Genomic DNA, 26,548 nt, shown 5'->3' with positions numbered 1-26,548 from the left:
AATCGCCTTTGATGCGGCGAAAGCGCACCTTCAAGATCAACAAGGTATTAATACTTACAGCCCAAGCGATGCCAGAATCTTTACAGCGTTAAAATAGTAAATAAGGTAAAGATATATATCAGAGTCAAAATCAATGGCACTATTCGGATTTGGCAAAAAGTCAGTTATGCCCACACCTGAAGAAGCTTTGTCAGGAAGGGCACAATCTATGTCAGTACCCGCAGCTCATTATGTCAACAAGAATCCTTTAAAACCTCCTTTTCCCGATGGATTAGAGAAGGCAATCTTTGGCTTGGGCTGTTTTTGGGGTGCAGAACGCAAATTCTGGCAACTTAAAGGAGTTTACACCACCGCAGTCGGTTATGCTGCTGGGTTAACACCCAACCCCACTTATGAAGAGGTATGTAGTGGGCGAACCGGTCACAATGAAGTGGTGTTGGTTGTGTTTGATCCCAAAGTGATTAGTTATGCCGAACTGCTCAAAGTCTTTTGGGAAAGTCACAATCCCACCCAAGGTATGCGCCAAGGAAATGATACTGGCACTCAATACCGTTCGGGAATTTATGTATATTCCGAAAACCAAAAGCAGCTAGCAGAAGGATCGCGGGAAGCTTATCAGCAAGCCCTCAACAGCGCAGGTTATGGCAAGATTACTACAGAAATCTTGGATGCGCCGGAATTTTACTACGCTGAAGCTTACCATCAGCAATACCTGGCTAAAAATCCCAATGGGTATTGTGGTTTGGGAGGGACAAATGTATCTTGTCCCGTGGGTGTAGTTGAATCCCAAGTTAGTAGTTAGAAGGAAGCAGGGGAGCAGAGGAGCAGGGGAGACAAGGGGACAAGGGGACAAGGGGACAAGGGGGAATTCTTGAACAAGTCTCTTCCTTGTCTACCTCGTCTCTTCTCCATGCCCAATGCCCAATGCCCAATGCCCCACTAAAATGCAGCTTTGAGTAAAGCGATCGCTCGAACCCACAACATAATACTAATAGGCGCTCCAAGTAGAATACCAGCGATCGCCCAGCCTCTCTGATGCGCTTTGAATTGTTCAATACTGCGCCACTGCCTACTTTTCCAAGCCCATTCATTGCCTTTTGCACCAAGTGCGATCGCCATTAACCACCAGGCATTAGGTACAAAACAGAATAAACCATACCACACTTGATTCGGCCACATCCACAACCAAGGCATCAGAAAAGCACCCCAATTCCAACCGAGAATTTCCTCTGGGACTGTTTCATTCTGATTACTTATGCCGCATCCAGAATTGTTGATTATTTCTTTTAGCGGCAAAAGCTGATTCTTATTTGGAGATTTGACCGTCAGTCCCGATTTGAGGGCATTCAGTGCAACGCTTGCACTAGTAAATCTTTGTTCGGGAGCAGGTTGTATCAACTTTTGTAGCCAACTGACAAAAGTGGGACTCAAGTTAACTCGATCTGTAAATTGCAGTCGCAAATCCTGCTGGGGTAAATCAGAGGGGGAAGTTCCAGTGAGCAAATGAATCAAAGTCGCTCCCAATGCATATAAGTCTGAAGCCGCAACCGCTCGACCACCAAATTGTTCCATTGGGGCATAACCATAAGTACCGACAACGGTAAAAGTAACGCCTTCTCTTGCCGCTTTATCTTGAACTGCGCCAAAATCAACTAAATAAATCCGATTATCGTCGCCCCAGATTAAATTACTTGGTTTAATATCTCTATGCAACACCCCAGGATTCAATTCATGTAAATAGGTGAGAATATTTAAAACCTCAACAGCAATTTTTCTTGCTCGCTTTTCACTAAACCTTTTGCCAACAGCAAGTTTTTCCTTAAGCGACTCACCAGGAATATATTCTTGTATTAAGGCAAACCATAGTGTGCGATCGTCGATACAAAAATAATCTATATATCGAGGGATGCGGGGATGATTTAACTGTTTAAGAATTTGTGCTTCCCTCTCAAAAAGTTTCAGGTCATCCCACTGTACAGTACCGCCAAAGGCCAAAAGTTTGACCACAACGATAGAATTTTCGCCATCAGAGGCTTGTAAATCCAATGCTTGCCAAGTTTGGCGAATTCCATTGTTGCCGAGTTGACGCTGGATTTGATAACGATCTTGTAATATCTGTTCTGGTTGCAGCATCTTACACCTGCTGGCAATTTACGTTGATCTGATTCCCTTATATTCAAGGATAGTCATTATCTACAAAAACTGTCGGAGCCAGATAATTTTATTAAAAAAGGAGTATCTCAGCCGTGAGAAAATTTAGAACACTTGATGAATTTGAACAAGAGTACTTCCGTAAGCACCCGGAAGAAATTGACGATTATTTGACCGAGATATTTCAGGAATATTCACAAGACAACGATTCTGATGCGTTGTTGGCATCCTTGCGCGTCATTGCTACTGTGCGGGAAATTAGTGACACTATTGGGTGCAGAATGTGGGTTACAGATAATTTTTGCGATAGTAAGCTTGATATTCCGCAGACAGCAGAGGCTCCCACCAATCACGATGATTGAGATACCATTCAACTGTTAAACGTAAACCCTCAGCAATTGTTACTGAAGGCGTCCAACCAAGCTGAGTTTTAATTTTGTTTGCATTAATTGCATATCTCCTGTCGTGTCCCTGTCTATCCTTAACAAAAGTAATCAACTGCTTTGCTGGATATACTGGTAAATCAGGTGCTAATTCATCCATCATCTGACATAAAAGTTGGACGAGGTTAATATTTTCCACCTCATTATTGCCACCAATATTGTATGTTTCTCCTGGTTGACCATTATTGATTACCACATCTAAAGCACGGCAATGATCGCCCACATAAAGCCAATCCCGTACATTTTTCCCATCACCATAAACAGGTAATGGTTTCCCTATCAAAGTGTTAATACACATCAAGGGAATTAGCTTTTCGGGAAACTGATAAGGCCCGTAATTATTAGAGCAATTTGTGATAATGGTTGGAAGTTGATAAGTATGATAATAAGCACGGACTAAATGATCGCTACCCGCTTTTGAAGCTGAATAGGGACTATTGGGAGCGTAGGGTGTCGTTTCACAAAAAGCTGCGTCATCTGCACCCAGGCTACCATAGACTTCATCAGTAGAAACGTGCAGGAAACGATAATCAGATGGCTGTGCTTTTGCTTCCCAATGTTGGCGAAAAGCTTCAAGCAGTGTGAAAGTTCCTACCACATTAGTTTGCACAAAAGCAGCTGGTCCAAGAATCGAACGATCGACATGAGATTCAGCCGCAAAATGGGCGATAGTATCAATATTTTCCGTTGATAATAGGTTGTCTATGATGGTGCGATCGCAAATATCCCCCTGCACAAACCGAAAATTCTCTCTTCCCTCAACCAGCGCCAAGTTCAGACGATTCCCCGCGTATGTAAGAGCATCCAACACCACCACGCGATCGTCTGGATAAACCTGACACCAATGATGGACAAAATTCGCCCCAATAAACCCTGCACCTCCAGTAACTAATAACCGCCGATTCATTCAATTTCCTCTCTTCTCTCTGTGTTCTCAGTGCCTCTGCGGTAGCCTGCGGCAAGCCTCTACGCGTCTACGTTTGTATTATTTAAAATATTTCTTCCTCAGCTTCCCATATATCTTCTGAGTGAGTAATTTCGCCATCCGTATTTTCGTCAAACTCTTAATATTAGATGGCTGCTGAATTTTGTGATCAAAAAACTCATTTAACTCGTTCATAATAACTTGGAAACGCTTAATAATATTTTCAGTCCGATGCTCAATAAAAAAATCTTCAGACAAGCTAAAGACTAATGAAGATTCAATCACCTTTATAATACGTTGCACATCATACTCTTGAGAATATCCAGCAATTTTATAACAATTAAATCCAGGATCTAAGTAATCAGCTAGTCCACCATTGACACTAGAAAATACTTGACAACCACAAGCAAGTGCTTCCATTGGTTGTAGACCAAATCCTTCACTAACACGCTGTTGTGCCCAGTACTCAGCCGAATCATAGAGGTAAACTTTAGCTCGGTTGAAGAGTCTGGGTAAATCCTCTACATAAGAGTCAACAACCAATACTTTACAACGTTTTTGCAACGCTGGAATTAATTCTTTAATTAAATATTCCGAAGACTTCCGAGCTTGAACTAAAACATCAATATCCCGTTCCAACCCTAAATTTTGAAACTCATCAGGAATTTGATTGGGCAGATAATAAATCAGAGAATTGGGCGATTTTTCTCCCCAATATCCCATTGTATAGCGGCTAACAGTAATGATTGGAATACTTGCAGGTAGCCTAAATGAATAACCTGGACTATGTGCATGGTAAACGACATTATATTGCTGAAGTTTAGCCACAAGTTGAGCTATATCAAATCCCCAACTGATCACAAAAATTACATCATTTAAATTTTTCTCTTTTAACAAATCATCAATAAAAAGCTTATCTTTTTCCCGTTGACGGTAAGTTACAACCTCAGCACTACAGAAATTCTGAGCTAGATTAAGTGCTTTTAACTCAGCCCAAAGACCACCACAGGCAAATTTGCTATCTGTACCGGGAAGTAAGAAGTAAAGTTTTCTCATAATTTTTTTAGGGGAGTAGGAAGTAGGGAGTGTGGAGAGACAATAGAGAAAATTTTATCTTGTCCCCTTATCTCTTCTTGCTCTCTTTATTCTTGCCAGCCCACTTTAACAAAATGTGCCTCACGCCCCCAAAGGTCGCGTGTACGGGTAATATTTTCAATTGCTAGGTTAAAAGGAATGGCAGTTGTTAGGTAACGCTGTGCCATAGAACCTAAATCAGGTGCGAGTTCAGCGGCTGTCGTTGCTGCTAACCCCAAACCTATAAGTTGCTCGATTGGCCGAAATGGTAGTAATAGATGCACACCGACAGCTAGTCCAGCTGTTAAGAGCATTGCTACTGATAAATTTGTGCCACAACGGGGATGTACAGCCAAATCCCATTCTCCACTGGTGATGCGATGTCGAGCAAGTGTGACTGCACGCCGCAAATCACTAATATTTACCTCACCATAGAGGTAGAATCCCTGCTCAGTAGATAAACCGCCTAATAGTTCATTATCTAGTTGAACGTTAGTGGATTCTGTTGGAGCAGAATAAGCGCTTTTTGATTCGCTAAGAACCCAAACAGTAGCATGTTCTAAGGCATGAACCTGCCGCAGCATCAAAATTTCTTTCAACCCTGGAATAAACGATAGCTGTCTGAGTAAGTCGGCATCTTGCGTGGTTTGCGGAAAGCCTGAAGATTGGTCTTCAAGACTGGAAACCTTCTCAGATACAGGTATCGTAAAATCAAAGTTAAAAAATTCAAAGGGAGACGAGCTACCCTGAAAAGAAGCGGAAGTATTCATTGGAACACTACTCCCAAAGCCGATGGGGCAACATAGATTTCTTTCAAATGTAACGCTTGCACCACTGAATTGTTGCTAATTTTTGTAGATGATTGTTTAGTTAGGGCATGGGGCATGGGGCATTGGGCATTGTAGATGCTTCTCCCCAGTCCCCAGTCCCTAATCCCCAATCCCCAGTCCTATATCTGTTCTGCTGAATTTGGAAAGGAATTCTGATCTTTGATAGTTTCCGAGTCCGAGGATCAGCTGGCTCCACTAACATAAACTCCGGCTGAGTGATGGACTCGGAACTTTTGGTAGAGTGTTCACACTAAAAACTTAGGCGTAAAGAGGGGAACAATCAGTAAAACTCAAAATTGGTTTGTAATTTACTAGACCAAAGCAATTACGCTTCTACTAGTAAATTGTTTATTCAATCTGGTTAGGCAGAGTACAGCAATTGACATCATTCAAACAGACTTTGCCCCACTGTAAAGCCCAGCGGACAAGAGCTACTCGATTATCTGTCTCAGTCTTCGTCAGAATATTACTGATATGGTTATCAACTGTACGCTTGCTAATCTCCAGTTTTCCTGCAATCTCTTGGTTAGTTAAGCCAGCGGCCACTAGGTCGATAATTTGCAGTTCTCTGTCTGACAGACTAACGGGGGTCTCAGACTTGCCACCAGCCATGACTATTTCTATCCTCCCTTGGTATATGTACTTAATCGCTCTTTCTAATTCTAGAAGATTCTTTTCTTGGTAGGGGTTTCAAGTGTTAACAGTAATACGATTGTCAATATTTTCTTTGGATTTCAAGTTGGCAAAAATATAACCTACGATATATTTTATGTAATAAATATAACTGATTTTTAGGTTCTTTTAATCTCAGCACTGAGGCAAAATAAGCGGAGATTAGAAGCACCTACATGCTATAGGAGTAGTAAAAATTGCTATTTAATTCTATGAAGGACTGGCGACAGATTGGTAGAAACTATTGTAGATTTTATACTGTAAATTCCTAATCCCAAATCGAAATCTAAAATTGAAAATGAGATGAGCAATCCCCGTGTTTTGTGCCTTGGTGAAATTTTGTTTGATTGTTTAGCCGATCAATTAGGGCTAAAGCTGGAAGAAGTGAAATCTTGGACTCCTTATCCAGGAGGGGCACCAGCTAATGTAGCCTGTGCTTTAGTCAAGCTGGGAATGTCAGCAGGATTTGTTGGAGCTGTTGGCGAAGATGAGCCAGGAAATTCACTGGTAAAGCTATTACAAGATGTAGGTGTAGATATTACGGGAGTACAACGCCATCCCACAGCACCAACGCGGCAAGTTTATGTTACACGGGATCTGGCTGGCGATCGCACCTTTGCCGGATTTGGTCAGTACGATACCGCAGAATTTGCCGATACTCGCCTGCAAGCTAAACAATTGTCAGATTCGCTGTTTCAAGAAGCAGATTTTCTGGTTTTGGGTACTTTGGAATTAGCCTATCCTGAAAGTGAAGCGGCAATAAACCGCGCTCTAGAGTTAGCAGAACATTACGACTTAAAAATTGTACTGGATGTCAACTGGCGTCCTGTATTTTGGAAAGAGCCAAACATTGCCCATCAAAAAATTCCAGAATTAGTTAAGCGAGTCGATTTCCTCAAACTCTCCAAAGAAGAGGCTGAATGGCTATTTGAAACCGCAGATCCCGGAGCCATCACTTATCGCCTAGCTTCGATTGAGGGGGTACTGGTGACAGATGGGGAAAACGGCTGCACTTATTGTCTGGGTGAGAACGAAGGCAAATTACCCTCGTTTTCCATCCCTGTAGTTGATACAACTGGTGCAGGAGATAGCTTTTTGGCAGGATTCATCTACCAACTGAGTCAGTATGGTATCCACAGCTTGCGGGATGCAGAAACAGCAAAACGCATTGTTACTTATGCCAGTGCTGTTGGGGCACTGACTACTATTAAACCAGGTGCGATCGCTTCTCAACCTACTGCTGCTGAAGTCGAAGCTTTTTTAGCTGCACATCAACTCTAGGAACTAGCATAAGCCACTGGGATATCAGCCACCAAAGGCTGATACTCCTGGCTAGAAAATGGGCGAAAATCTTCATACCATTCTGCGGTCATATTGCACAATAAACGCAGTTGCAGAGGGGTCGGTACTGGGTTAACGCGCTCAACATGTACTTTTACAAGTTCGGGATTTTTGTTCTTGAGTTTAAAAACATCATCCACAATATACCGAGGGCAATAACCTACAATGTAATGATCCTTAGTGCATAAGAGCAATGCACGCGGGTCATGGGGATTTTGAAATTCGTTAGCTAAATATAAGAGTTCACCCGTTTGTAATTGATTAATCCGTTCAGTTGCACAAGCAGGAAGGTGTCGTAATCCATGTGCAAAAAAATGGATGTGGTATAAACCATTTTCATCTGGTTCTGGGCATGGGAAAACTTCAAAATAATCTGTTACCTTGCGTCCACCACTCCGAGAAAGAATGCTAACTGGATCGTCTTCACCTTCGGGAATATTTAGCGATTCAATATAATTTTTGTAGTCAGGGCGAGAGCGTCGCATTAATCGATTAGAAAACAAGGGGAACAGTTCAACTGATGTGTATTCTTTGTTTAAGTCTGGGAAGGAATACAATAGCTGAAAATTATGTTCAGTTTGAGCTTTTACAGCACCTTGCGTATATACAAATTGATATTTTTTCCCGTCAAATGTTAAGCGACCAATGGGAAGCCAAACACGACTATTAGGATCTTGCCAAGCTAAAAAAAGTGTTTTCATAGTAGGGTGTTCAGCAGCTTACTTTGATTTAATTCCAATATCTTCTGTGCAAATTCAATTGCTGTTTGCGATATGCGATTAGATGGAATACGCTCAAAAAGCTTTAACGTATCATTGCTTGACACCCTTGCTAAATTATTCAACCATACTCTCGCTGCATCTGGATACCGTTTTTGCGCTTCACAAAATGCATTAAAAGTCTTGAGAGTTTTTTGATCGCCAACTCTAGCATACAACGCAGAATTACATTTTTCTACATACGCTTGGACAGAAAAGCCAGCGTCTTTTGTGGTTAGTCTGTTTTTTCTTTTAGAATCAGGCTCGTTTCTACCGAGACAGGAGGCATGGTCATAGGTTGGTGCTAGATAAATCTTTTCTTGTAAACTGATGAATGCCCAATTTTCATGGTGTCGATCGCTATTCCCGATCCAAGTATCTAAAAGTAAATACCCAACAAAAGTTTCTGTCGCATAACTAATTCTCTCTGGTGGTGTCCAGTCGATAGGTAAATTAACTGAAGCATCTGCGATAGCATTGAATACATTATCAATTGTGTGTTGAGACAGGTCTTTAGAATCTTGTGGATAATTAGATACTAGCCGAGCCAGAATTTCATTACCCAGGGTGAGAATTGCACCTTCTTGAGGCGGCAAAAATGAGGGTGAAACAATACCGTTTTCCCCATTGAATATTGCCAGTTCATAATCAGCATGGGGTAAACCTAGTAACTCGCACAACTCGGCTGCAATCTTTTCTGCCCAATCTTCTCCTGTGTTTGGTCTAGCTTTCTTGAATAGACAACGACCTAAATACTGATGGCGAAACCAGAACTTTTCTTTGGTTCCTAAATCTTCATCGGCCTCTGGGGCATCTAGGGGAATGTCAATAATCGAAAACTGCTCTGGCATAATTTATGGGAAAGCCTGATTTAAAACAAATTATTAACTTCACCTATTTTTGAAATGTGCAACAATCAATAGGTTGTCTTAGTTGGCTGCCATAGAGTATCAACAGTTACAAACTTATAACCCTGTTGTAGCAGTTGTGGAATGAGAATTTGAATTGTGGCAGCAACATCTTGTCCACCGCAAGCACCATCGTGCAAAACAATTATTGAACCATTTTTGACCTGCTGCATAATTCGCTGTACCACTGTGGTTACGCCTGGTCGCACCCAGTCTTCTGGCACAACGCTCCACATCACTGGGCGGTAATTCCACTGAGAGAACAATTTTAAAGTAGCAGGTGTAAAGAAACCATTAGGCGGGCGGACATCTCGCGCTTGTTGAGGTTGCAGGTTGCAGGCATTGTAAATGGCAGCTTGGGTTTTTTCTAAACTGTCCTTTAGGTCGTTTGGGGAAAGCATAGGAAAAGAGCGATGATCATAGCCATGCAATCCGATCCAGTGTCCGCGATCGCTAACGGCTTTAGCAATGGCTGGTGAACGGTTGACGCAAACACCCAACCAAAAAAAACTCGCTGTAATCTTGTAACGATCTAACACTGCCAAGACTTCGGGTGTGTATTGCGGATGGGGCCCATCATCGAATGTAAGTGCGATCGTTTTAGAACCGGGATTTCCAGCCCAAAGGCAGTTGGGAAAACTTGGCTGGAGAATGCGGTAGAAAATTGGGAAGAAGGGAGCTAGGTGCATAAAATTTTTTCTTTTTCCGTAATCTTGCGTAACTACATTGATTACTTAATAGAGGGTGTCAAGCATGATTCACACGCTTAACAGTCTTAATATTTAGAACTTACACGCTGTACAAATGCACAGTTATATGAATTAGCACTCCTTGTAATTTTAGGTAAGTTTTACCTTGTTTATATTTTAAAGTTGGAAATATAGTTTCCACTCACGATCTATTCCTGCCTAGCTGACTCAACTTATTTTTTTAGTTATCAGATCAACAGTAAATATCGCAGTCATAAAAGTAGGTGGAAAAGAAAATTACAGCTTTATTCACATAATTGTCTTTTTGTAAAATTGTAATTCCTAATATTAACAATTACTCTTTAATTAAGGATAAACTCTCATGGCAATTAATTTTTCCGGAACTAATGGTAATGATGTTATCTTCGGCAGTAGTGACAACGATACCCTCAGAGGCTTGGATGGTGATGACAAACTGTTTGGTGGTAATGGCGATGACTTCCTAGATGGTGGCTTTGGCTTTGACACCATTGATGGCGGTGCTTGAACTGATACTACATCTTACGCTTTCTTCTCTGGCCCAATTGATGCCAACCTTTCCACTGGCGTAGTTAAGTTTCCGGGAAATTCTACTCTCACCGATACCTTAGTCAGCATTGAGAATTTAATCGGTACAGCTGGTAACGATACGATTGTTGGTAATGATGCCAATAATGTTCTCAGCGGTGGTAATGGCGATGACTTTCTAGATGGTGGCTTTGGTTTTGACACCATTGATGGTGGTGCTGGAACTGACACCACATCCTATGCTTTCTTTTCCGGTCCAATTGATGCCAATCTCTTTACTGGTGTAGTCAAGTTTCCAGGAAATTCTACTCTCACGGATAAATTAGTCAGCATTGAGAATTTAATCGGTACAGCTGGCAACGATACGATTGTTGGTAGTAGCGCCAATAATGTTCTCAGCGGTGGTAATGGCGATGACTTTCTAGATGGTGGCTTTGGTTTTGACACCATTGATGGTGGTGCTGGAACTGACACCACATCCTATGCTTTCTTTTCCGGTCCAATTGATGCCAATCTCTTTACTGGTGTAGTCAAGTTTCCAGGAAATTCTACTCTCACGGATAAATTAGTCAGCATTGAGAATTTAATCGGTACAGCTGGCAACGATACGATTGTTGGTAGTAGCGCCAATAATGTTCTTAACGGTGGAGCAGGTAGTGACACTCTCGTTGGTGGTTATGGCGCTGACGTACTTACAGGTGGTGCTGGCGCAGATAAGTTTGTCTTCAATAGCAAATTTGAAGGTATCGATATCATCAAAGACTTCCAGTGGAGAGAGGGTGACAAAATCCAGATTTCCAAGTCTGCATTTGGTGCTAGCTCTAACAACCAGTTCAGCTACAACAGCACTAATGGTAACTTATTCTTCGCAGGGTATCAATTCGCCACCATTGAGAACAAGCCTTCTGGCTTCTCAGTTAATCTGGACGTTGTGCTGGTATAAATATTTTCCTTTTATTCCATATCATTTATACTTCGGTCAATTAACTTGAAAAAGGTAAGGATGCGATCGCATCCTTACCTTTTTTGGTTATCTTTTAAGTTCAAACATCAGAGCGATCGCTTTGGCCTGTCAATGCTTTCTTTTGTAACAAAATCTGTAACAGCAATGCTATTTTACCTAGTACTCGTCTAAATTGATGAGAAATCTACGGGGAATCCCTGAATCAAAGGGTAATGTTGCTCAAAGATATACGAGATTATCAAATTCTATTTCTCGGCTTATTCCTAGTCTTGGGAATCGGTACACGAGATTGGACGCTGCGACCAGAGTTAATTGGGGTAGCGATCGCCACTTGTCTTGCAACTCAATGGATATTGTCATTAGTTATTGGTCATTGGTCATTAGCAAATGACATAGACGCCCTAGCGGCTTCCCGCAGGGTAGGACAAAGCCCAAATTTTCGCAGTGCCTTAATTACCTCACTGGGACTGAGTTTATTGTTGCGGGCTGACCACTGGACGACAATGGCAATAGCCGCAGCACTTGCGATCGTTAGCAAATTTATCTTCCAAGTTGGCGATAAGCATTTCTTCAATCCCGCCAACTTTGGCATCATATCTGCCTTGATTCTCACCCCCGATGCTTGGGTTTCGCCGGGACAATGGGGTGAAGAGTGGTGGTATGGGCTATTATTTCTCGGTACTGGCGGCATGATTTTGCAGCGCATTGGTCGTTGGGACACCACAGCAGCTTTTTTGGGTTCCTACTCTTTGCTGGAAGCCATTCGCAATTTCTGGCTGGGTTGGACTTGGGATGTTTACTGGCATCGATTGATGAGCGGATCTTTGCTGCTGTTTGCCCTATTTATGATTACAGATCCGCGATCGATTCCTAATTCCCGAATTGGGCGTGTAGTTTGGGCAGTTTGCATCGCTGGATTAACTTTTATCCTGCGAAATTATTTTTTTGTTTCCACAGCAGTTTTCTGGGCGCTGTTTGTCCTTGCACCGTTGAGCATCCTGCTAGATGTTTTCTGGTTAGCGCCAAGGTTTGCTTGGCAAGAGAAAGATGAGGAAGCAGGGGTAAAACTCCTAACTCCTAACTCAGCACTAAAAAAGATAGAGGTATAAAATAATGAAATTTTTTCGACTTTTAACACCATTATTGTTAGCAATTGTAGCTGTTTTATGCTTTGCACCCGCAGCTTGGGCATTTTGTGGATTTTATGTAGCCAAAGCTGATACAAAATTGTATAACAAAGCTTCTCAGGTTGTGATAGCACGGGATGGCGATCGCACCGTCCTAACAATGGCAAACGATTTTCAGGGCGAAGTCAAAGATTTTGCAATGGTAGTACCAGTGCCAACGGTGCTGCAAAAAGAACAAGTTCGTGTCACTGAACCGAAGATTATCGAGCGGCTAGATGCTTTTAGTGCGCCGCGATTGGTAGAATATTTTGACCCAGATCCTTGTGCCCCAGTTTACGAAAGAGAGTTATCAGCAGCACCAGCGCCAGCAGCAGCGAGAAGTGAAGCGGGGGGTGCAAGGGGCGATGCTAGTTTGGGTGTAACGGTTGAAGCACGTTTTAACGTTGGCGAATACGACATTTTGATCCTCAGTGCGAAAGAATCTGGTGGACTGGAAACTTGGCTTAAACGCAATGGCTACAAAATTCCCAGAGGTGCGAAACAGTTACTTCAGCCTTATATTCGCTCCTCGATGAAATTCTTTGTTGCTAAAGTCAACTTAGATAAATTCGAGCAATCTGGCTATCAGTTCCTCCGTCCGCTACAAATTTCCTACCAATCGCCCAAATTTATGCTGCCAATTCGTTTGGGCATGATCAATGCTACGACAGAGCAGGATTTAATTGTCTACATCCTCTCGCCCCAAGGACAAGCAGAAATCACCAACTATCGGACGGTAAAAATTCCCTCTGACGCGAACATTCCCTTATTTGTCAAAGATGAATTTGGTGAATTCTATAAATCCATGTTTCAAACTGTCTACACCAAAGAAGACAGGAAAGTTGGTTTTTTAGAATACGCTTGGGATATGGGTAGTTGCGATCCTTGTTCTGCCGAACCTCTGACTCCAGAAGAACTCAAGCAAGCAGGTGTATTTTGGCTAGATGATAATTCTACAAGTAATGTACCAGTATCACCCAGCTTTCGTCGTCCCTTTCCTAGAAGTAACGTTTTTATCTCCCGGTTGCATGTTCGCTATACGCGCGATAAATTCCCTGAAGACTTGATATTTCAGCAAACTGCCAACAGTGAATCTTTCCAAGGACGTTATGTTTTACAACATCCGTTCCAAGGGGAACTCAAATGTCAAGCTGGTAGAGAATATAAGCGGTCTTTGCCCAAGCGTTTTGAACAAGAGGCGCAAACTCTAGCTAAACTAACCAACTGGAAAATCCAAGAAATTCGCAACAAAATGAACTTGAGTGTAGGTAATCTGCGATATTCTTGGTGGGAAAATGTCTTATCCTGGCTGGGATTATATTAAGGAGAGTGGGGAGTAAGATAAAAATAAAATCGGATATAGCAGAATTCAGAATTCAGGAGTAAAACCTGTTTTATATCTTGGTAACAGAGTTAGCTAGTGTAACTCCCTAACTTTAAATCTGCCGTAATTTTCTTACCTTAATTTTTATCAACTGATAAAAATTAAGGTATTGTTGTAAGTACTCCTCACCGGATCTCTAAAATCTCGAATAAGCTAATCTTAATTATTGATGTCGCTCCGTTTTTTACGATTGAATAATCCAGACATACTTATTCCTGTCACCAGCAACCCAATCAGCCCTAATCCATTGAAAATTGGGTAAATCGCTTCTAAATGGAAAATTTTTCCTGTATGAATTCTTAACAGAAAACTAGAAGAAAGCCCAGTACTAATCGGCCATTCCTTAACAATAGTTGTCAGCATTCCAGTCAACACAGTTAACATTAAAGGTAGACAAATTATCATACCAATCGTGCGGTGATACTTGCGAAATGCTCGTTTCATAGTCATTCTCCAGAAAGATTATTATTTTATACTAGTGGTTATTAAAATTAGGCGTTGCTGAATTAGGGACTGACAAGAAATAAATTATCCATCTTGTGGGGTGAGCATCCTGACCGCTTAACTGCAAGTTTGGTTTTATTTATAGAAGTTTTGGTTAAGCCGATACCAAACCGGCAAAGAGTTTTGATAAAATCATCTTTTGCTCCAGCGGCTTTGAGTTTTTGACGTTTTTTCGCCGTTGCAAACTTACTATGGAAATAAGTATAGGATTAAATGATATATTTAACTAGTAGAGACCATCCCTATAAATGTTGCTGTTAATTCTGGCAAACATCAAACTCTTTTTTTTGTCAACGACAGCTTAATAATTAATCAAGGAGTTTTACAATGAAGTTTTTTCAACTAATATCGAGCGTTGTAGGTATAAGCTTGCTAGCTTTGGTAGGCTGTAACAGTCCCGAACAAGCTACTACCCAAACTACCCCAGCGGTTACTCCTAATGCTAGTAGCGCAACATCAGCCCCGCCGACAACATCCACTACAGGTAATAGTAGTTTACTAACTATAGTATCCAAAACTAAAGCCGCAGTTACATCCGGCAACTTTGTTCAAGCTAAAAAAGAATTTGACAAATTTGAGGATTCTTGGAAAGAAGTTGAAGACGGTATCAAAGTTAAATCTCGTAATAATTATGAAACTATAGAGACAAATATGGATCAGGTTACAGAAGAACTTAAAGCTTCTAAACCGCAAAAAGACAAATTATTGACAGCATTGCAGTCATTAGAAAAAACTATTACTGCTGTTTCAAAAACTTAACTAAATATGCATCCAAAATAACTTGAATGCACCATCTTTCTGCCTACTCTTGAATTTACTCATAGGGTAGGGAAAAGAGCGGCAAATTGAGTGTATAACCAAGCTCTATGAGCAAACGTGGTGAGTTTGAGAACCCAAGCAACCAGGATATTAAGGCGCTCGATGTCTTAGGAATCTTCGATCACTTCAGCCCGGAGAGTGTCAAATCTAAGTTCTATTTACTTCAGAACCTCAAATCTCCCAATAGTCTATGCCCGTTCCCTACTGCCTTTTAAAAAAGATCCAGTATCTTGACTAAAGGTAATTTTTTCGGGTGTTGTTATACGCAATACTAAGATATTCTTGCTTTCTTCGCCAAGATTGTCATGGTTCAATTCGATGAACAGCTACGCCGCTTAGTTACAGAAGCCTGTGGACACAAACCTGGAAGTCCTCAGCGTCAGAAGCTGCTTACGCAAATTATTCGCTTGACAGCAAGTAGACTCTGGAGGGAAACTACTCCCTACTATCAAGACGCACTACAACAAACTTGGTTGTATTTCTGTCGCAATGTTTGTGAAGGTTTGACAGGTCAAATCTACGATCCCAATTATGGCAGTGTGATCACCTGGCTGAATGCTTACTTAAAAAGGAGACTACAAGATTTTTACCTTAACCAGAACCGAGAACAAGCCACAACAGTCCCTCTGAGAATTCGTCAGTCTACATCCGGTGGAACAAGTGAAACTATTGATCCTGTAGATAATCTACCGGCTAGCCCCCAAGCACCTCCGATTTTGGAAGACTTGGAGATATGGGCGAAAACAGATTCGGATGGGGAACTGCGCGGTACTTACATTAAAGGGCGTCCAGATGTGAATTGTCAGGTGTTAATTCTCAAACGTTTACCCCCAGAAGTTAGCTGGAAAGATTTATCTGAGGAATTTGGGTTGTCAATTCCGACATTAAGCAGTTTTTATCAACGCCAATGTTTACCACGTTTGCGTAAATTTGCAGAATTGGAGGGATTATTATGATTGGTGCTGTTAGCAGATAGCTAGGGTTGAGCCAGTGCTGAGTCAGAGGTAGTACTGATGAATCATTCTCATTTTCAGCCGAGGTATTCATTCCTCGAAATTGATTTAATGTCTAGACCTAGTTAAGTTTACTTTTTACTCGGCACTGTTTCGATGGGTTGTTGGTTAAGGTTAGCGATCGCCATAAATAAGAAAATTGTGGAAGCTCAAAGATTGCTGAGGAATGGGAATGGTAACATTACCCTGTTAGCCTAATAGTTCATCCTATGTGTTTCTGGTTATCACCTATCTCTCGTCATACTTATGGCTAAAACAACTAGGATTTTTGGCACGAATTCTCTAAAGTTTAAAAGCAGGGTTCGCTGGCTTACCTCCCTAGCTCACTTTTTACGTTTACCTTTGTACTTCCTAGTCGCTTTGCTATGCATTGTCGGTTCACCAGTGCTAGCAAAAGTTCCTGGCTCAATCAATTCTTCATCCCAACTGCCAATAAATAGTCCAACATCGCTGACTGTGCCCACTGATGCCGCCTCACTCTTACAGCAGGGCAAAGTTTTATACAGTAATGGCAAATTTGCCAAAGCTGTAGAAGTGTTACAACAAGCTGTCCAAATATATAAGCAGCAAGGGGAGAGCCTTGCACTAGCAGCCACATTGGGTAATCTTTCCCTAGCTTACCAGCAACTCGGTGCATGGAGTCAGGCGCAGCAAGCAATTACAGAGAGCTTAAATTTACTCCAAGGACAGGATAAAAACCAAAATCTGCAAATATTTGCCCAATCACTCGATATTCAAGGTCGTCTGCAATTGGCAATGGGAAAGTCCGAGGCGGCTTTGGCAACTTGGCAGCAGGCAGAAGAAATTTACAAACAAGCAGATGATAAAAATGGCGTGGTGCGATCGCTAATCAATCAAGCACAAGCGTGGCGCACCCAAGGATTTTACCCGCGAGCGATCAAAACACTCGATCTAATAAGTCAGACGTTAAAATCTCAACCAGATTCTCTAGAAAAGACAGTGAGTTTGCGATCGCTCGGTGATGCCCTTTTGGTATTGGGCGATTTGAAAAAGTCACGCCAAGCCCTAGAAGAAAGTCTGAGGATTGCTCAAAATCTCCACTCAAACGCTGATATTGGGGCTAGTCTGTTCAGTTTGGGGAATAATGCCCGTAAACGAAACCAAAAGGAACAGGCGATCGCCTATTATCAACAAACAGTCGCAGTATCTCCTTCACCCCTCACAAAAGTTCAAGCGCAACTCAATCACCTGGGACTACTGATTAAAGATAAAGAATGGGCAAAGGTGCAAACTCTTTTGCCGTCCATTGAGTCCCACCTCGACCAACTTCCCCTCAGCCGTGCGAGTATTTACGCTCATGTCAACTTTTCACAAAGTTTGGCAAAAGTCAAGAGTGGTGTATTGCAAGCATCAAGTCAGGGTTTTTACTCAGGATTAAGTACAAAAGACTCAGCAAAATTACTCGCTAGTGCCATCCAGCAATCCCGCAGTTTAGGAGACAAGCGGGCAGAGGCTTATGCTCTGAAGAGTTTAGGCGGCTTGTACGAAGAAACCAAACAGTGGTCAGAAGCGCAAGACTTGACCAAACAAGGATTAGCGTTGGCACAGAGTAGCAATGCACCAGAAATTACCTATAGCTTGGAGTGGCAATTAGGTAGATTGCTTTGGGCACAAAAAGATATTAATGGTGCGATCGCCGCTTATGATGCTGCTGTAGATACTCTTGAGTCTCTCCGCAGAGATTTAGTAGTCAATAAAGATTTAGTGAACCAAGATGTGCAATTTGACTTCCGGGACAGCGTAGAACCCGTCTACCGCCAGTCAGTAGAGTTACTGCTGCAATCTCAAAAAGGAAAACCAAATGAAAAAATATTGGAGAAAGCACGCGAACGGATTGAAGCACTGCAACTAGCAGAATTAGACGACTTCTTTCAGGAAGCTTGTCTGCAAGGTCAGAAAGTGGCTCTAGATCGAGTAGTAGACAAAGGTAATTCCAAGGCTGGCATCCTTTATCCAATTATTCTTCGTGACGAACTCCAGGTAATTGTCAAAATTCCTAAACAACCTCTGCAAAGCTACAGTACCAAGATTCCCCAAGCAGAAGTAGAGAAACTCTTAATAGAACTGCGAAGAAATCTTGTCGATCCAACTGCTACTAAGATCGTCCAAACCCAATCGCAAAAAGTTTACAGCTGGCTGCTTAAACCCATTGAGTTGCAATTGCAGCAAAGTGGCGTCGATACGTTAGTGTTCGTCCTAGATGGCCCATTACGCAATTTACCAATGGCAGCTCTCTACGATGGTAAACAATATTTAGTAGAGAAATATGCGATCGCCCTGAGCGTCGGTCTACAACTCCTCGATCCGAAACCGCTAATCAAACAGCAGCTGAGAGCGCTAACCGCAGGACTAACTCAGCCGCCGCCAGGATTTCCCAAGTTTGCACCATTGCTGGCGATCAAATCTGAATTTGACGGTATTGCTAAAGCAGGAGTTTCGACAACCAGCCTATTGGATGGAGATTTTAAGAAAAAGAATTTGGAAAGTGAAATTGATGCTACTTCATTTAACATAGTGCATTTGGCAACCCACGGTCAGTTTAGTTCCCGCCTTGAAGACACTTTTATTTTAGATTTCGATGGTCAGATCAATGTCAAAGATTTTGATACCCTCTTCCGCAGTCAGGGTAAAACCGTAGTAGAGTTATTAGTTTTGAGTGCTTGTCAAACAGCAACAGGAGACAGCCGTGCAGCACTCGGTCTAGCAGGAGCAGCTGTCCGAGCTGGGGCACGTAGTACAATAGCTTCCCTGTGGCAAATTGATGATGAATCAACAGCAATGTTTGTTAGTGCCTTCTATAGAGAACTCAAGAGTGGCAAAATCACCAAAGCCGAAGCAGTCCATCGTGCCCAGCTACAACTGCTGAAACACCCCAACTACAGAGCGCCAAGCTTTTGGTCTGCCTATGTATTGATTGGCAATTGGTTGTGATTTGAGGAGCAAATTTTCGTAATTCATCGCTCAAATTGTCCGCTCAAAAATTGGCAACCTATGTGCTAGTTGATAAACCGCTTTTAGCAGCTTGAAGATATCTTCATAGAAGTATAAATACTCAAAACCTCTATCTCCCAGATCATTTCAATATACAATTTTTCAATTTTATGGGATATTTTTACCTAATCCCTAGTCCCCAATTGTCTTTTTCCAGTATTCAGTTTTTTTTCCAGTATTCAATTTTGTGGCATAAATTTATTGAATGCGGGTGATAGATATATAGCAGCATTGATCCCTAGAAATTGACTTATGAATAACTCCACCTATCAGCTAGATGATTTCGCTTTAACATTGCCAATTTCCCAAGCAGCTCGCATAACTGCCCAGGAATTTGCTAACCAGCAGCCAAATCCTGAAAAAGCAGAGCAAGTCCGGCTGAATACTTTAGCTGTATGGGTGGTGAATGACTATTTGCAGATGATGGATATTCCTACCAATCTTCAAGCTAGTGACAGTTGGAACTCCATCATGCGCCTTTGTGGGGATGTCGCTGATTTAGAAGTGCCCTCAATTGGCCGGCTGGAGTGTCGTCCCGTGCATCTGCATCAGCAGATATGTTCTATTCCTCCAGAAACTTGGCAAGAACGGGTGGGTTATTTAGTAGTTCAATTTGATGAATCGCTCGAAGAAGCAAGGCTGCTTGGTTTTATCCCTAGCGTGGCCACTGAAACAGTTCCTTTAGCGCAACTGCAACCATTGGAAGCTTTTATTGACCACATCTGGGAACTGCGTCAATCCCCAGTTAATTCATTAGTGAATTTGAGTCAGTGGTTTGCTGGTATATTTGAGACGGGCTGGGAGACTATTGAATCGCTGTGGAACGTGCCGGAATTCAGACCAACTTATGCCTTTCGCAGTATTGAAACTTTGGAATTAGATGCCCTCAAACAACCAGAATCAATTACTAAACGGGCAAAAGTAATTGATTTAGGTATCCAAATCCACAACCAACCTGTGATGTTAATTGTGGAAATCAGCCCCGAAAAAGATCAACAAACTAGTATTCATCTCCAATTGCATGCCACTGGAAATCAAATATACTTACCACCAGGAGTTCATCTCACTGTTCTAGATAGTTCAGGAGCAGTATTTCTAGATGCTCAATCTAGAAAATCAGACAACTACATTCAGTTGCAGTTTCGTGGTGAACCCACAGAAGAATTTAGCGTTAGAGTAGCCTTGGATAATACCAGCATTACCGAATATTTCCGAATTTGAAAGATATAGCTATCTTCCCTTTTTGTCGGTACTTTATTAAGAGATAATTCATTAATTAAAAATTAAAAATTAAAAATCCAAGCCAGCTTTTAGGGATTTTGAAAAAAATCTGTAGACGCTTATGAAGCTTGCGATCGGACATTAGAACAGGGGACGATATGGCACAGGGAGATAGCGACGGTTATGAGTAAGTTAGTGGCGATCAAATTCGGAGAGGGTAGTTTTGAGCAGGGGTTTGCTGTCACCCTCCAAATTGGTGAAGAACACGAGCGTGCTACAACCGAAATCACCGGGAGGCTCCCATCATTCCCGGAAATGCCGCTCTATTATAGTCATTGGCAGTCTAGTTATCGGCAAATAGGCAATCGTTATCGCCTCCATGCTGACAAAATGCAGGTGACGAATGTATCGATGGTGCAAGACTGCGAAAACGCTTCTCATATTTTGCGGGCACGTTTTAATACCTGGCTGCGAGCAGAGGAGTTTCGCCCGTTGAGGGAAAAATGGTTAGAAAGATTATCGTCCAGCGACGAAGTACGGGTGATTTTGCAAACAGAAAATACCCAATTGCAGCTATTACCCTGGCATCTGTGGGACTTATTAGAACGCTATCCCAAAGCTGAAATTGCCCTTTCTTCACCATCCTACGATCACATTCACAAGCCACGCACTCTCAATCAATTAGTCAATATTTTGGCAATCGTGGGCAATAGTAAGGGGATTGACACCCAAGCCGATCGAGCTTTACTGCAACAGTGTAGTAACGCAGAGGTGAGCTTTTTGGTAGAACCACAACGTAAGGAATTGACTGAGCATCTCTGGGGAAAAAACTGGGATATTCTCTTCTTTGCCGGTCACACTTCCAGTAACAAAAATGGAGAAAGCGGACGAATTTACCTGAATAGAACTGATAGTCTTACCATTGGCGAGTTGAAGTACGCTCTCAAAAAAGCTATTGAAAATGGCTTGCAATTAGCTATATTCAACTCCTGTGATGGATTGGGTTTGGCGCGAGAATTAGCTGATTTGCAAATTCCTCAAATAATTGTCATGCGCGAACCCGTCCCAGACCAAGTTGCTAAGGAGTTTTTAAAGTATTTTCTCCAAGGCTTTGCCGGTGGCGAGTCTTTATATCAAGCGGTACGCCAAGCGCGGGAACGCTTGCAAGGACTTGAGGATAGATTTCCTTGTGCGACTTGGCTACCAGTAATTTGCCAAAATCCGGCGCAGATACCACCGACTTGGGATGAATTAAGGTCTACAAAATCTGAAGGTGAAGAGCAAGCAAGTTTACCTTTGTCTAACAGACGTAAATTGAAGAGAACTGTGTTATTCAGCTTGGCAGTTACAGTCTTGGTTTTTGGCGTGAGATTGGTGGGATTGCTAGAAAATCCAGAGATTCAAGCCTTTGACCTGATGATGCGATCGCGCCCTGCCGAAGGTCTCGATCCCCGACTGTTGATCATCACAATTGACGATGAGGATTTAGCGACTCAAAGACAAAATGGCGAGTACTTGATCGGAGCTTCTATTTCCGAAAAATCTCTCAATAAACTCTTAACAAAACTAAATCAATACCAACCCCGTGCGATCGGATTGGATGTCTACCGTGATTTTCAGGCCAAAGAGCCAGATTTAATTACTCGTCTCCAGCAAACTCAGAACTTAGTTGGCGTATGCAAGGGGAGCGATCGCTCAGGAAATATCAAAGGCATTAAGGCACCACCAGAAATCCCTCCAGCAAATCTGGGATTCAGTGACTTTATTCACGATCGCGATGGAGTTATTCGCCGGCATCTTCTGTTCATGAATCAGGAGACGACATCATTGTGTTCTGCTCCATATTCCTTCAGTTTACAACTAGCATCCCTTTATCTGCACCCTTTAGGAATTCAAACAAAGTTCACCCCTGAAGGAAATTTGCAGTTGGGTAAGACTATTTTTCCGAATCTGAAGTCTCGTACTGGTGGCTATCAAAATATTGATGCTAATGGCGGTCAAATCTTACTCAACTATCGTTCTTCAAAAGAAATAGCTGAACAGGTAAAGCTAACGCAATTTTTATCTAGTCCAATTAACCCCAACGCCATCAAAAACCGGATTGTTCTCATTGGTGTGACTGCAAAGGGGGATTCTCCAGACACCTGGCCTACACCTTATGGCATTCCTTTAGATGAGCAAATGCCAGGAGTACTGGTACAAGCTCACATGGTCAGCCAGATCCTTGGTGCAGTCCAGGATGGGCGGCCTTTGCTGGGGGCTTGGTCATGGTGGGCTGAGGTCGCCTGGATTTGGGGCTGGTCTTTGATTGGGGGAGTCCTAGCTTGGCGCAGACTTTCGTTACCCTGGTTGGCATTGGCAATCGGTGTTACTTCTAGCGTTTTGTATGTACTTTGCTTTGGTCTGTTAATTTCAGGTGCTTGGGTGCCTTTCGTACCCTCGGCTTTATCGTTGGTAGCTATGGGGAGTTTGATGTCAATTTATAATAATTCAAAAACAAAAGTGCGGGCGGAGAATGGGGAATAGGGGCAGAGGGGCAGGGGAGAAAAGTTTTCCCCTCAGCACCCCGCACCCTGCCCCTCTGCGTCTTTTCAATGCCCAATCTAAAATCTAAAATCCTATGAGGTCAGATTTCTATGAATTCAAACTTACAACCGATAAAACTGTTTTTAGTAGTAGCTTTTAGCTGTACAAGTTTATTAGCTAGTCTCAGTCCAGTACTGGCGAAACCAACCCCTAATCGCTCTGATGCTAAAACGATCCTTGCTCAAGCCAAAACCTTTAGTCAACCTCCAATTCCAGCTGGCTCCCCTCCTGGAGGTCGCGTTCGTGGTGGAGCGAAGCGCGGGGAACCTGGATGTCCTACACCTAAAATTGACTTGACTGCTTTAGTACCCTTTACTCAGGAAGCTAACTCTGTAATTAATGTCTGGGGACAAACAACAGTAGAACATCCAAGTTGGTTTTTCTATGTGCCATATACCAAAGATTCGCCATATACAGTTGAATTTGTGTTGCAAGATCCAGATGCTAACGAGGTATACAAAAAAGCGATCGCCTTATCGGATAAACCAGGAGTCATCCGCGTTTCTTTGCCTAGCACTGCACCCGCTTTAGCAGTAGACACACAATACCGTTGGTTTTTCACCATTAACTGTGACAAGGAAAAGAATGCTCCCCCAACTTTTGTTGAAGGGGTAATACAACGAGTTAATCTGAGTCAACCAACAGTCAAAGAAATAGAAACGGCAGAACCTCTAAAGCGCTATTCTATCTATGCCCAAAATGGGATATGGTACGAGGCACTGACGACGTTGGCTGAACTGCGTCAAAAAAATCCTCAAGATGCAGCACTGAAAGCAGAGTGGCGAAATTTATTAGGCAGCATCCGCTTAGATGATGTTGCTGGAGAACCGATTCTTCCAGGAACACCTTAAACTAAAAAAATAATCTTTAGTTAAGCCAATATTTAATGTAGAGAGGTTGCAATACAACATCTCTACAGATGTGTTGTTTAGTTTGCAGCAGCACTTACTAAACCATTGTGCCTGAGCAAAGCGATCGTACTTGGTTCACGACCCCGGAAAGTTTTAAACACCTCCATTGGATGCTTGCCACCACCGAGTGCTAGCACCGTATCCCGATAACGCCGACCTGTAGCTTTTATAGCTTCTTCATTTTCTAACCCAGCTTCTTCAAAAGCGGCAAAAGCATCAGCACTAAGTACTTCAGCCCATTTGTAACTGTAGTAACCTGCTGCATAACCACCCTCAAAAATGTGTCCGAAAGAACACAAAAATGAATCTTCTGGAAGTGGTGGTAAAATAGTAGTAGTTTTGGCTATGCGATGACCCACATCTGCTGGAGTTTCATTGCTACCAGAACGATAGCGGTAGTGTAATTCTAAATCAATACTGCTAAGGTGAATTTGCCGTAACATAGCAGTACCACTCCTATAATTACGTGCCGCTAGCAGCTTTTGATAATAATGCTCTGGTAGGGCTTCTCCAGTTTCGTAATGTTTAGCCATGCCAAAAAAAGTGGGTCGCTCATAACACCAGTTTTCCATAAACTGGCTGGGTAGTTCCACTGCATCCCATTCCACATTATTGATGCCTGCGGCTCCAGCATAGTCAACCCTGGTGAGCATGTGATGCAATCCATGACCAAATTCGTGGAACAAAGTCTCTACTTCATAGAAAGTCATCAAACTCGGCTTGCCATCTACTGGGGGAGTTTGGTTACATATCAAATAAGCCACAGGCAAGCGGATGGCAGTTGCACCATTTTCAGTTTTGGCACGATTAATGCATACATCCATCCAAGCACCACCGCGTTTTTCTGCTGGACGGCTATAGGGGTCTAAGTAGAAGTAAGCGATGGGAGAACCAGTTTCATCGGCTATTTGGAAATAACGGACATCCTCATGCCATACTGGGGCTTTACCATCGGTAGGGGTTACTGTAACACCAAACAGCCGCTTAACAAGTCCAAACAAGCCATCTAGCACTTGGGGAAGGGGAAAATAGGGACGTAATTCTTCAGCGGTAAAGGCAAATTTTGCTTCTCGTTGGCGTTCTGCCCAAAAGCTGATATCCCAATGTTTTAAATCCTGATATTCTTCTCCATGTGATGCAGCAAAAGCTTGGAGTTCTTTTAAGTCTTTGACAGCAGCATCATAACTGGCCTGGCGTAGTTCTTCTAATAGTGCTTCGACTGCCTCAACATTAGGAGCCATTTTACTTGCAAGGCTCAACTCGGCAAAACTCTTAAACCCAAGTATATCTGCGAGTTCTTGCCGTAACTCCAACATACGCACAATTAACGGGTTATTATCTAAATCGCCACTAGAAGCGCGAGTTATGTGAGCTTTGTAGAGCTTTTCACGCAAATCTCGACGGGTGCTGTGCTGCATGAAAGGGCCGTAGCTGGGAAAGTCTAAAGTAATGCGCCAAGGGCCATTTTCTGGTGTGGCGTTCTCTTCTTTTGCTGCACGTGCAGCTTGAGCGGCTAAACTCACCAAACTTGGTGGTAAACCGTCAATTTCTGCTTTTGTTGTTAGGGTTAAGCTAAAGGCTTTTGTGGCATCAAGTACATGGTTAGAGAATTTAGTAGAAAGTTCTGCCAACTCCATCTGAATGGCGTTGAAACGGTCTCTTGCCTCTCCTTTTAAGCCAACACCAGAAAGTTCTGCATCTCGAATGGCGGCTTCTACAATGCGCTGTTGGGCTAATTCTAAAGTTGTCCAACTATCACTGCTACGGAGTGCCTTAAATGCATTATAGATGGGTTGGCTTTGACCGAGTTTGTTGATAAATTGTACAACTAGTGGCTGTACGATTTCATGAGCTTCGCGCAGTTCTGGGCTATTTTTAACACCCATTAAATGATTTACCACCCCCCAACTCCAGGTAAGCCGCTCTGTCAGATTGTCTAAGGGTTCTACTAAACCACTCCAAGTAGGCTGTACACTAGCCTCTAAGGTGGCAAGCTGCCGATCAAGTTCTGCTAGCAACTGATTAAAGGCTGGTACTACTCGTTCTGGTTTAATCTCTGCAAAGGGAGGTAAACCAGTGCCTTGGAGTAAGGGATTATCGGAAATAATGGTACTTGCACTCATGATTTTGTGTGAACTGCGAACGAAAAAAAATCATTGTTGATTTTTACTTATATATCTTCTAATGTAACGATCGCTGTGCTATTTAGTATTGCCATTGTGGCAAAAAGGTAAAAAAACTATAATTCCTCACAAAAGTATCCCGATAGGAATATTTTGTTTAGTTTATGAACCTTGCGATCGCATCGGGAACAGAGTGTATTCACTTACCTCACTCTGACTAAAGGCGATTGCAAAAAGACGCGATCGTGTATTATGTCAAACAGGTAACTCGTCTGTCAGGATGAGCGTTACCTTGAAAGCGCAGTTTTAGCCGAATAATTCCACATTTTCAAGGCGTGGAAGCGTAAAAATTAACTGAGCATCAGCGAGCGTCCTTACCAAACCGCAAAGGAAGGCTCCAGGTTTCCATATTTATGATATTATTTGGCAACTCATCTTTTTACTCATAAAATCGAAGACAAGATCAAGGTCAGTAGAAAAGAGTCCC

General features: G+C 42.4%; 24 protein-coding genes. 13 read left to right on the top strand and 11 right to left on the bottom strand.

Going from position 1 to position 26,548, the window contains the following annotated elements:
* Positions 1 to 133: 133 nt before the first annotated feature.
* The gene (msrA, locus tag HWQ43_RS16510) at positions 134 to 802 is read left to right on the top strand and encodes a peptide-methionine (S)-S-oxide reductase MsrA (RefSeq protein ID WP_292735828.1); all 669 of its coding nucleotides are present in this window, start codon (positions 134 to 136) and stop codon (positions 800 to 802) included.
* A 137-nt stretch (positions 803 to 939) separates the two neighbouring features.
* Here the strand turns inward: msrA and HWQ43_RS16505 are convergent, their stop codons facing one another.
* Positions 940 to 2,133: a serine/threonine-protein kinase gene (locus HWQ43_RS16505; protein WP_292735826.1), complete on the bottom strand. Its 1,194-nt coding sequence runs from the start codon at positions 2,131 to 2,133 to the stop codon at positions 940 to 942.
* Between the two features lie 113 nt (positions 2,134 to 2,246).
* Between HWQ43_RS16505 and HWQ43_RS16500 the strand changes: the two genes are divergently transcribed.
* Positions 2,247 to 2,513 (top strand): hypothetical protein, encoded by a 267-nt coding sequence (locus tag HWQ43_RS16500; protein WP_292735823.1) that lies wholly within the window; start codon positions 2,247 to 2,249, stop codon positions 2,511 to 2,513.
* Here HWQ43_RS16500 and rfbB read toward each other — a convergent pair.
* The 4 genes from rfbB to HWQ43_RS16480 all read right to left on the bottom strand — a co-directional run bounded on the left by rfbB (position 2,440) and on the right by HWQ43_RS16480 (position 6,035).
* Positions 2,440 to 3,501 (bottom strand): dTDP-glucose 4,6-dehydratase, encoded by a 1,062-nt coding sequence (gene rfbB, locus HWQ43_RS16495; RefSeq protein WP_292735820.1) that lies wholly within the window; start codon positions 3,499 to 3,501, stop codon positions 2,440 to 2,442. The genes HWQ43_RS16500 and rfbB overlap by 74 nt on opposite strands.
* Before the next feature lie 78 nt (positions 3,502 to 3,579).
* Positions 3,580 to 4,575, bottom strand: coding sequence for a glycosyltransferase (locus HWQ43_RS16490; RefSeq protein ID WP_292735817.1), 996 nt, complete (start codon positions 4,573 to 4,575; stop codon positions 3,580 to 3,582).
* Positions 4,576 to 4,661: 86 nt separating this feature from the next.
* Positions 4,662 to 5,363: a DUF6391 domain-containing protein gene (locus HWQ43_RS16485; protein ID WP_292735814.1), complete on the bottom strand. Its 702-nt coding sequence runs from the start codon at positions 5,361 to 5,363 to the stop codon at positions 4,662 to 4,664.
* Between the two features lie 408 nt (positions 5,364 to 5,771).
* Entirely contained in the window at positions 5,772 to 6,035 is a 264-nt protein-coding gene (locus tag HWQ43_RS16480; RefSeq protein ID WP_099103136.1) for a helix-turn-helix transcriptional regulator, read from the bottom strand.
* Between the two features lie 363 nt (positions 6,036 to 6,398).
* On the opposite strand from HWQ43_RS16480, the gene HWQ43_RS16475 reads away from it, so the two are divergent.
* Positions 6,399 to 7,376 (top strand): carbohydrate kinase, encoded by a 978-nt coding sequence (locus tag HWQ43_RS16475; protein WP_292735811.1) that lies wholly within the window; start codon positions 6,399 to 6,401, stop codon positions 7,374 to 7,376.
* Here the strand turns inward: HWQ43_RS16475 and HWQ43_RS16470 are convergent.
* The 3 genes from HWQ43_RS16470 to HWQ43_RS16460 all read right to left on the bottom strand — a co-directional run bounded on the left by HWQ43_RS16470 (position 7,373) and on the right by HWQ43_RS16460 (position 9,791).
* The gene (locus tag HWQ43_RS16470) at positions 7,373 to 8,137 is read right to left on the bottom strand and encodes an HIRAN domain-containing protein (RefSeq protein ID WP_292735806.1); all 765 of its coding nucleotides are present in this window, start codon (positions 8,135 to 8,137) and stop codon (positions 7,373 to 7,375) included. The two genes, HWQ43_RS16475 and HWQ43_RS16470, sit on opposite strands and share 4 nt — an antisense overlap.
* A complete protein-coding gene (locus HWQ43_RS16465) occupies positions 8,134 to 9,045 on the bottom strand; it encodes a HipA-like protein (protein ID WP_292735802.1) in 912 nt (303 codons plus the stop codon). Before HWQ43_RS16465 ends, HWQ43_RS16470 begins: the two co-directional genes overlap by 4 nt.
* A 65-nt stretch (positions 9,046 to 9,110) precedes the next feature.
* On the bottom strand, positions 9,111 to 9,791 hold the full coding sequence (locus tag HWQ43_RS16460) for a polysaccharide deacetylase family protein (RefSeq protein ID WP_292735799.1): 681 nt from the start codon (positions 9,789 to 9,791) through the stop codon (positions 9,111 to 9,113).
* Positions 9,792 to 10,173: 382 nt separating this feature from the next.
* On the opposite strand from HWQ43_RS16460, the gene HWQ43_RS16455 reads away from it, so the two are divergent.
* Complete coding sequence (locus HWQ43_RS16455; RefSeq protein WP_292735796.1) at positions 10,174 to 10,338, top strand: hypothetical protein; 165 nt, start codon at positions 10,174 to 10,176, stop codon at positions 10,336 to 10,338.
* A gap of 14 nt (positions 10,339 to 10,352) precedes the next feature.
* Here HWQ43_RS16455 and HWQ43_RS16450 read toward each other — a convergent pair whose 3' ends face one another.
* Positions 10,353 to 10,592 carry a hypothetical protein gene (locus HWQ43_RS16450; protein WP_292735793.1) on the bottom strand — a complete coding sequence of 80 codons (240 nt, stop codon included), beginning with the start codon at positions 10,590 to 10,592 and terminating at the stop codon, positions 10,353 to 10,355.
* Here HWQ43_RS16450 and HWQ43_RS16445 point away from each other — a divergent pair.
* The 3 genes from HWQ43_RS16445 (at position 10,483) to HWQ43_RS16435 (ending at position 13,812) form a co-directional block, all read left to right on the top strand.
* Positions 10,483 to 11,301, top strand: coding sequence for a calcium-binding protein (locus HWQ43_RS16445; protein ID WP_292735964.1), 819 nt, complete (start codon positions 10,483 to 10,485; stop codon positions 11,299 to 11,301). The two genes, HWQ43_RS16450 and HWQ43_RS16445, sit on opposite strands and share 110 nt — an antisense overlap.
* 233 nt (positions 11,302 to 11,534) lie before the next feature.
* The gene (locus HWQ43_RS16440; RefSeq protein WP_292735790.1) at positions 11,535 to 12,431 is read left to right on the top strand and encodes an RnfABCDGE type electron transport complex subunit D; all 897 of its coding nucleotides are present in this window, start codon (positions 11,535 to 11,537) and stop codon (positions 12,429 to 12,431) included.
* A 4-nt stretch (positions 12,432 to 12,435) separates the two neighbouring features.
* Complete coding sequence (locus tag HWQ43_RS16435; protein ID WP_292735787.1) at positions 12,436 to 13,812, top strand: DUF2330 domain-containing protein; 1,377 nt, start codon at positions 12,436 to 12,438, stop codon at positions 13,810 to 13,812.
* Positions 13,813 to 14,031: 219 nt separating this feature from the next.
* Here HWQ43_RS16435 and HWQ43_RS16430 read toward each other — a convergent pair whose 3' ends face one another.
* Positions 14,032 to 14,316 (bottom strand): peptidase, encoded by a 285-nt coding sequence (locus HWQ43_RS16430; RefSeq protein WP_292735784.1) that lies wholly within the window; start codon positions 14,314 to 14,316, stop codon positions 14,032 to 14,034.
* Between the two features lie 387 nt (positions 14,317 to 14,703).
* Between HWQ43_RS16430 and HWQ43_RS16425 the strand changes: the two genes are divergently transcribed.
* The 6 genes from HWQ43_RS16425 to HWQ43_RS16400 all read left to right on the top strand — a co-directional run bounded on the left by HWQ43_RS16425 (position 14,704) and on the right by HWQ43_RS16400 (position 23,878).
* A complete protein-coding gene (locus tag HWQ43_RS16425) occupies positions 14,704 to 15,135 on the top strand; it encodes a DUF4363 domain-containing protein (RefSeq protein WP_292735781.1) in 432 nt (143 codons plus the stop codon).
* Positions 15,136 to 15,500: 365 nt separating this feature from the next.
* Entirely contained in the window at positions 15,501 to 16,151 is a 651-nt protein-coding gene (locus tag HWQ43_RS16420) for a sigma-70 family RNA polymerase sigma factor (RefSeq protein ID WP_292735778.1), read from the top strand.
* A 303-nt stretch (positions 16,152 to 16,454) separates the two neighbouring features.
* On the top strand, positions 16,455 to 19,160 hold the full coding sequence (locus HWQ43_RS16415) for a CHAT domain-containing protein (protein ID WP_292735775.1): 2,706 nt from the start codon (positions 16,455 to 16,457) through the stop codon (positions 19,158 to 19,160).
* 312 nt (positions 19,161 to 19,472) lie between these two features.
* Entirely contained in the window at positions 19,473 to 20,441 is a 969-nt protein-coding gene (locus tag HWQ43_RS16410; RefSeq protein ID WP_292735772.1) for a DUF1822 family protein, read from the top strand.
* 183 nt (positions 20,442 to 20,624) lie between these two features.
* Positions 20,625 to 22,967 carry a CHASE2 domain-containing protein gene (locus tag HWQ43_RS16405; RefSeq protein WP_292735769.1) on the top strand — a complete coding sequence of 781 codons (2,343 nt, stop codon included), beginning with the start codon at positions 20,625 to 20,627 and terminating at the stop codon, positions 22,965 to 22,967.
* A 110-nt stretch (positions 22,968 to 23,077) separates the two neighbouring features.
* A complete protein-coding gene (locus HWQ43_RS16400) occupies positions 23,078 to 23,878 on the top strand; it encodes a DUF928 domain-containing protein (protein WP_292735766.1) in 801 nt (266 codons plus the stop codon).
* A gap of 77 nt (positions 23,879 to 23,955) precedes the next feature.
* On the opposite strand, the gene HWQ43_RS16395 is transcribed toward HWQ43_RS16400, so the two are convergent.
* Positions 23,956 to 26,061, bottom strand: coding sequence for a M3 family metallopeptidase (locus tag HWQ43_RS16395; RefSeq protein WP_292735763.1), 2,106 nt, complete (start codon positions 26,059 to 26,061; stop codon positions 23,956 to 23,958).
* Between the last annotated feature and the right edge of the window lie 487 nt (positions 26,062 to 26,548).

This window comes from Nostoc sp. JL31, assembly GCF_017114965.1.
Classification (GTDB): Bacteria; Cyanobacteriota; Cyanobacteriia; order Cyanobacteriales; family Nostocaceae; genus Nostoc; species Nostoc punctiforme_A.
The sequence above is the reverse complement of the archived record's forward strand: the minus strand, read 5'-3'. Positions and strand labels throughout refer to the sequence as shown.

Coding starts and splice junctions, on each gene's coding strand:
- HWQ43_RS16470 (WP_292735806.1), bottom strand. CDS start 8,137: ATGAAAACACTTTTTTTAGCTTGGCAAGATCCTAATAGTCGTGTTTGG.
- HWQ43_RS16440 (WP_292735790.1), top strand. CDS start 11,535: ATGTTGCTCAAAGATATACGAGATTATCAAATTCTATTTCTCGGCTTA.
- HWQ43_RS16420 (WP_292735778.1), top strand. CDS start 15,501: ATGGTTCAATTCGATGAACAGCTACGCCGCTTAGTTACAGAAGCCTGT.
- HWQ43_RS16410 (WP_292735772.1), top strand. CDS start 19,473: ATGAATAACTCCACCTATCAGCTAGATGATTTCGCTTTAACATTGCCA.
- HWQ43_RS16490 (WP_292735817.1), bottom strand. CDS start 4,575: ATGAGAAAACTTTACTTCTTACTTCCCGGTACAGATAGCAAATTTGCC.
- HWQ43_RS16505 (WP_292735826.1), bottom strand. CDS start 2,133: ATGCTGCAACCAGAACAGATATTACAAGATCGTTATCAAATCCAGCGT.
- HWQ43_RS16435 (WP_292735787.1), top strand. CDS start 12,436: ATGAAATTTTTTCGACTTTTAACACCATTATTGTTAGCAATTGTAGCT.
- rfbB (WP_292735820.1), bottom strand. CDS start 3,501: ATGAATCGGCGGTTATTAGTTACTGGAGGTGCAGGGTTTATTGGGGCG.
- HWQ43_RS16460 (WP_292735799.1), bottom strand. CDS start 9,791: ATGCACCTAGCTCCCTTCTTCCCAATTTTCTACCGCATTCTCCAGCCA.
- HWQ43_RS16475 (WP_292735811.1), top strand. CDS start 6,399: ATGAGCAATCCCCGTGTTTTGTGCCTTGGTGAAATTTTGTTTGATTGT.
- HWQ43_RS16425 (WP_292735781.1), top strand. CDS start 14,704: ATGAAGTTTTTTCAACTAATATCGAGCGTTGTAGGTATAAGCTTGCTA.
- HWQ43_RS16415 (WP_292735775.1), top strand. CDS start 16,455: ATGGCTAAAACAACTAGGATTTTTGGCACGAATTCTCTAAAGTTTAAA.
- HWQ43_RS16455 (WP_292735796.1), top strand. CDS start 10,174: ATGGCAATTAATTTTTCCGGAACTAATGGTAATGATGTTATCTTCGGC.
- HWQ43_RS16430 (WP_292735784.1), bottom strand. CDS start 14,316: ATGAAACGAGCATTTCGCAAGTATCACCGCACGATTGGTATGATAATT.
- msrA (WP_292735828.1), top strand. CDS start 134: ATGGCACTATTCGGATTTGGCAAAAAGTCAGTTATGCCCACACCTGAA.
- HWQ43_RS16465 (WP_292735802.1), bottom strand. CDS start 9,045: ATGCCAGAGCAGTTTTCGATTATTGACATTCCCCTAGATGCCCCAGAG.
- HWQ43_RS16480 (WP_099103136.1), bottom strand. CDS start 6,035: ATGGCTGGTGGCAAGTCTGAGACCCCCGTTAGTCTGTCAGACAGAGAA.
- HWQ43_RS16405 (WP_292735769.1), top strand. CDS start 20,625: ATGAGTAAGTTAGTGGCGATCAAATTCGGAGAGGGTAGTTTTGAGCAG.
- HWQ43_RS16400 (WP_292735766.1), top strand. CDS start 23,078: ATGAATTCAAACTTACAACCGATAAAACTGTTTTTAGTAGTAGCTTTT.
- HWQ43_RS16395 (WP_292735763.1), bottom strand. CDS start 26,061: ATGAGTGCAAGTACCATTATTTCCGATAATCCCTTACTCCAAGGCACT.
- HWQ43_RS16485 (WP_292735814.1), bottom strand. CDS start 5,363: ATGAATACTTCCGCTTCTTTTCAGGGTAGCTCGTCTCCCTTTGAATTT.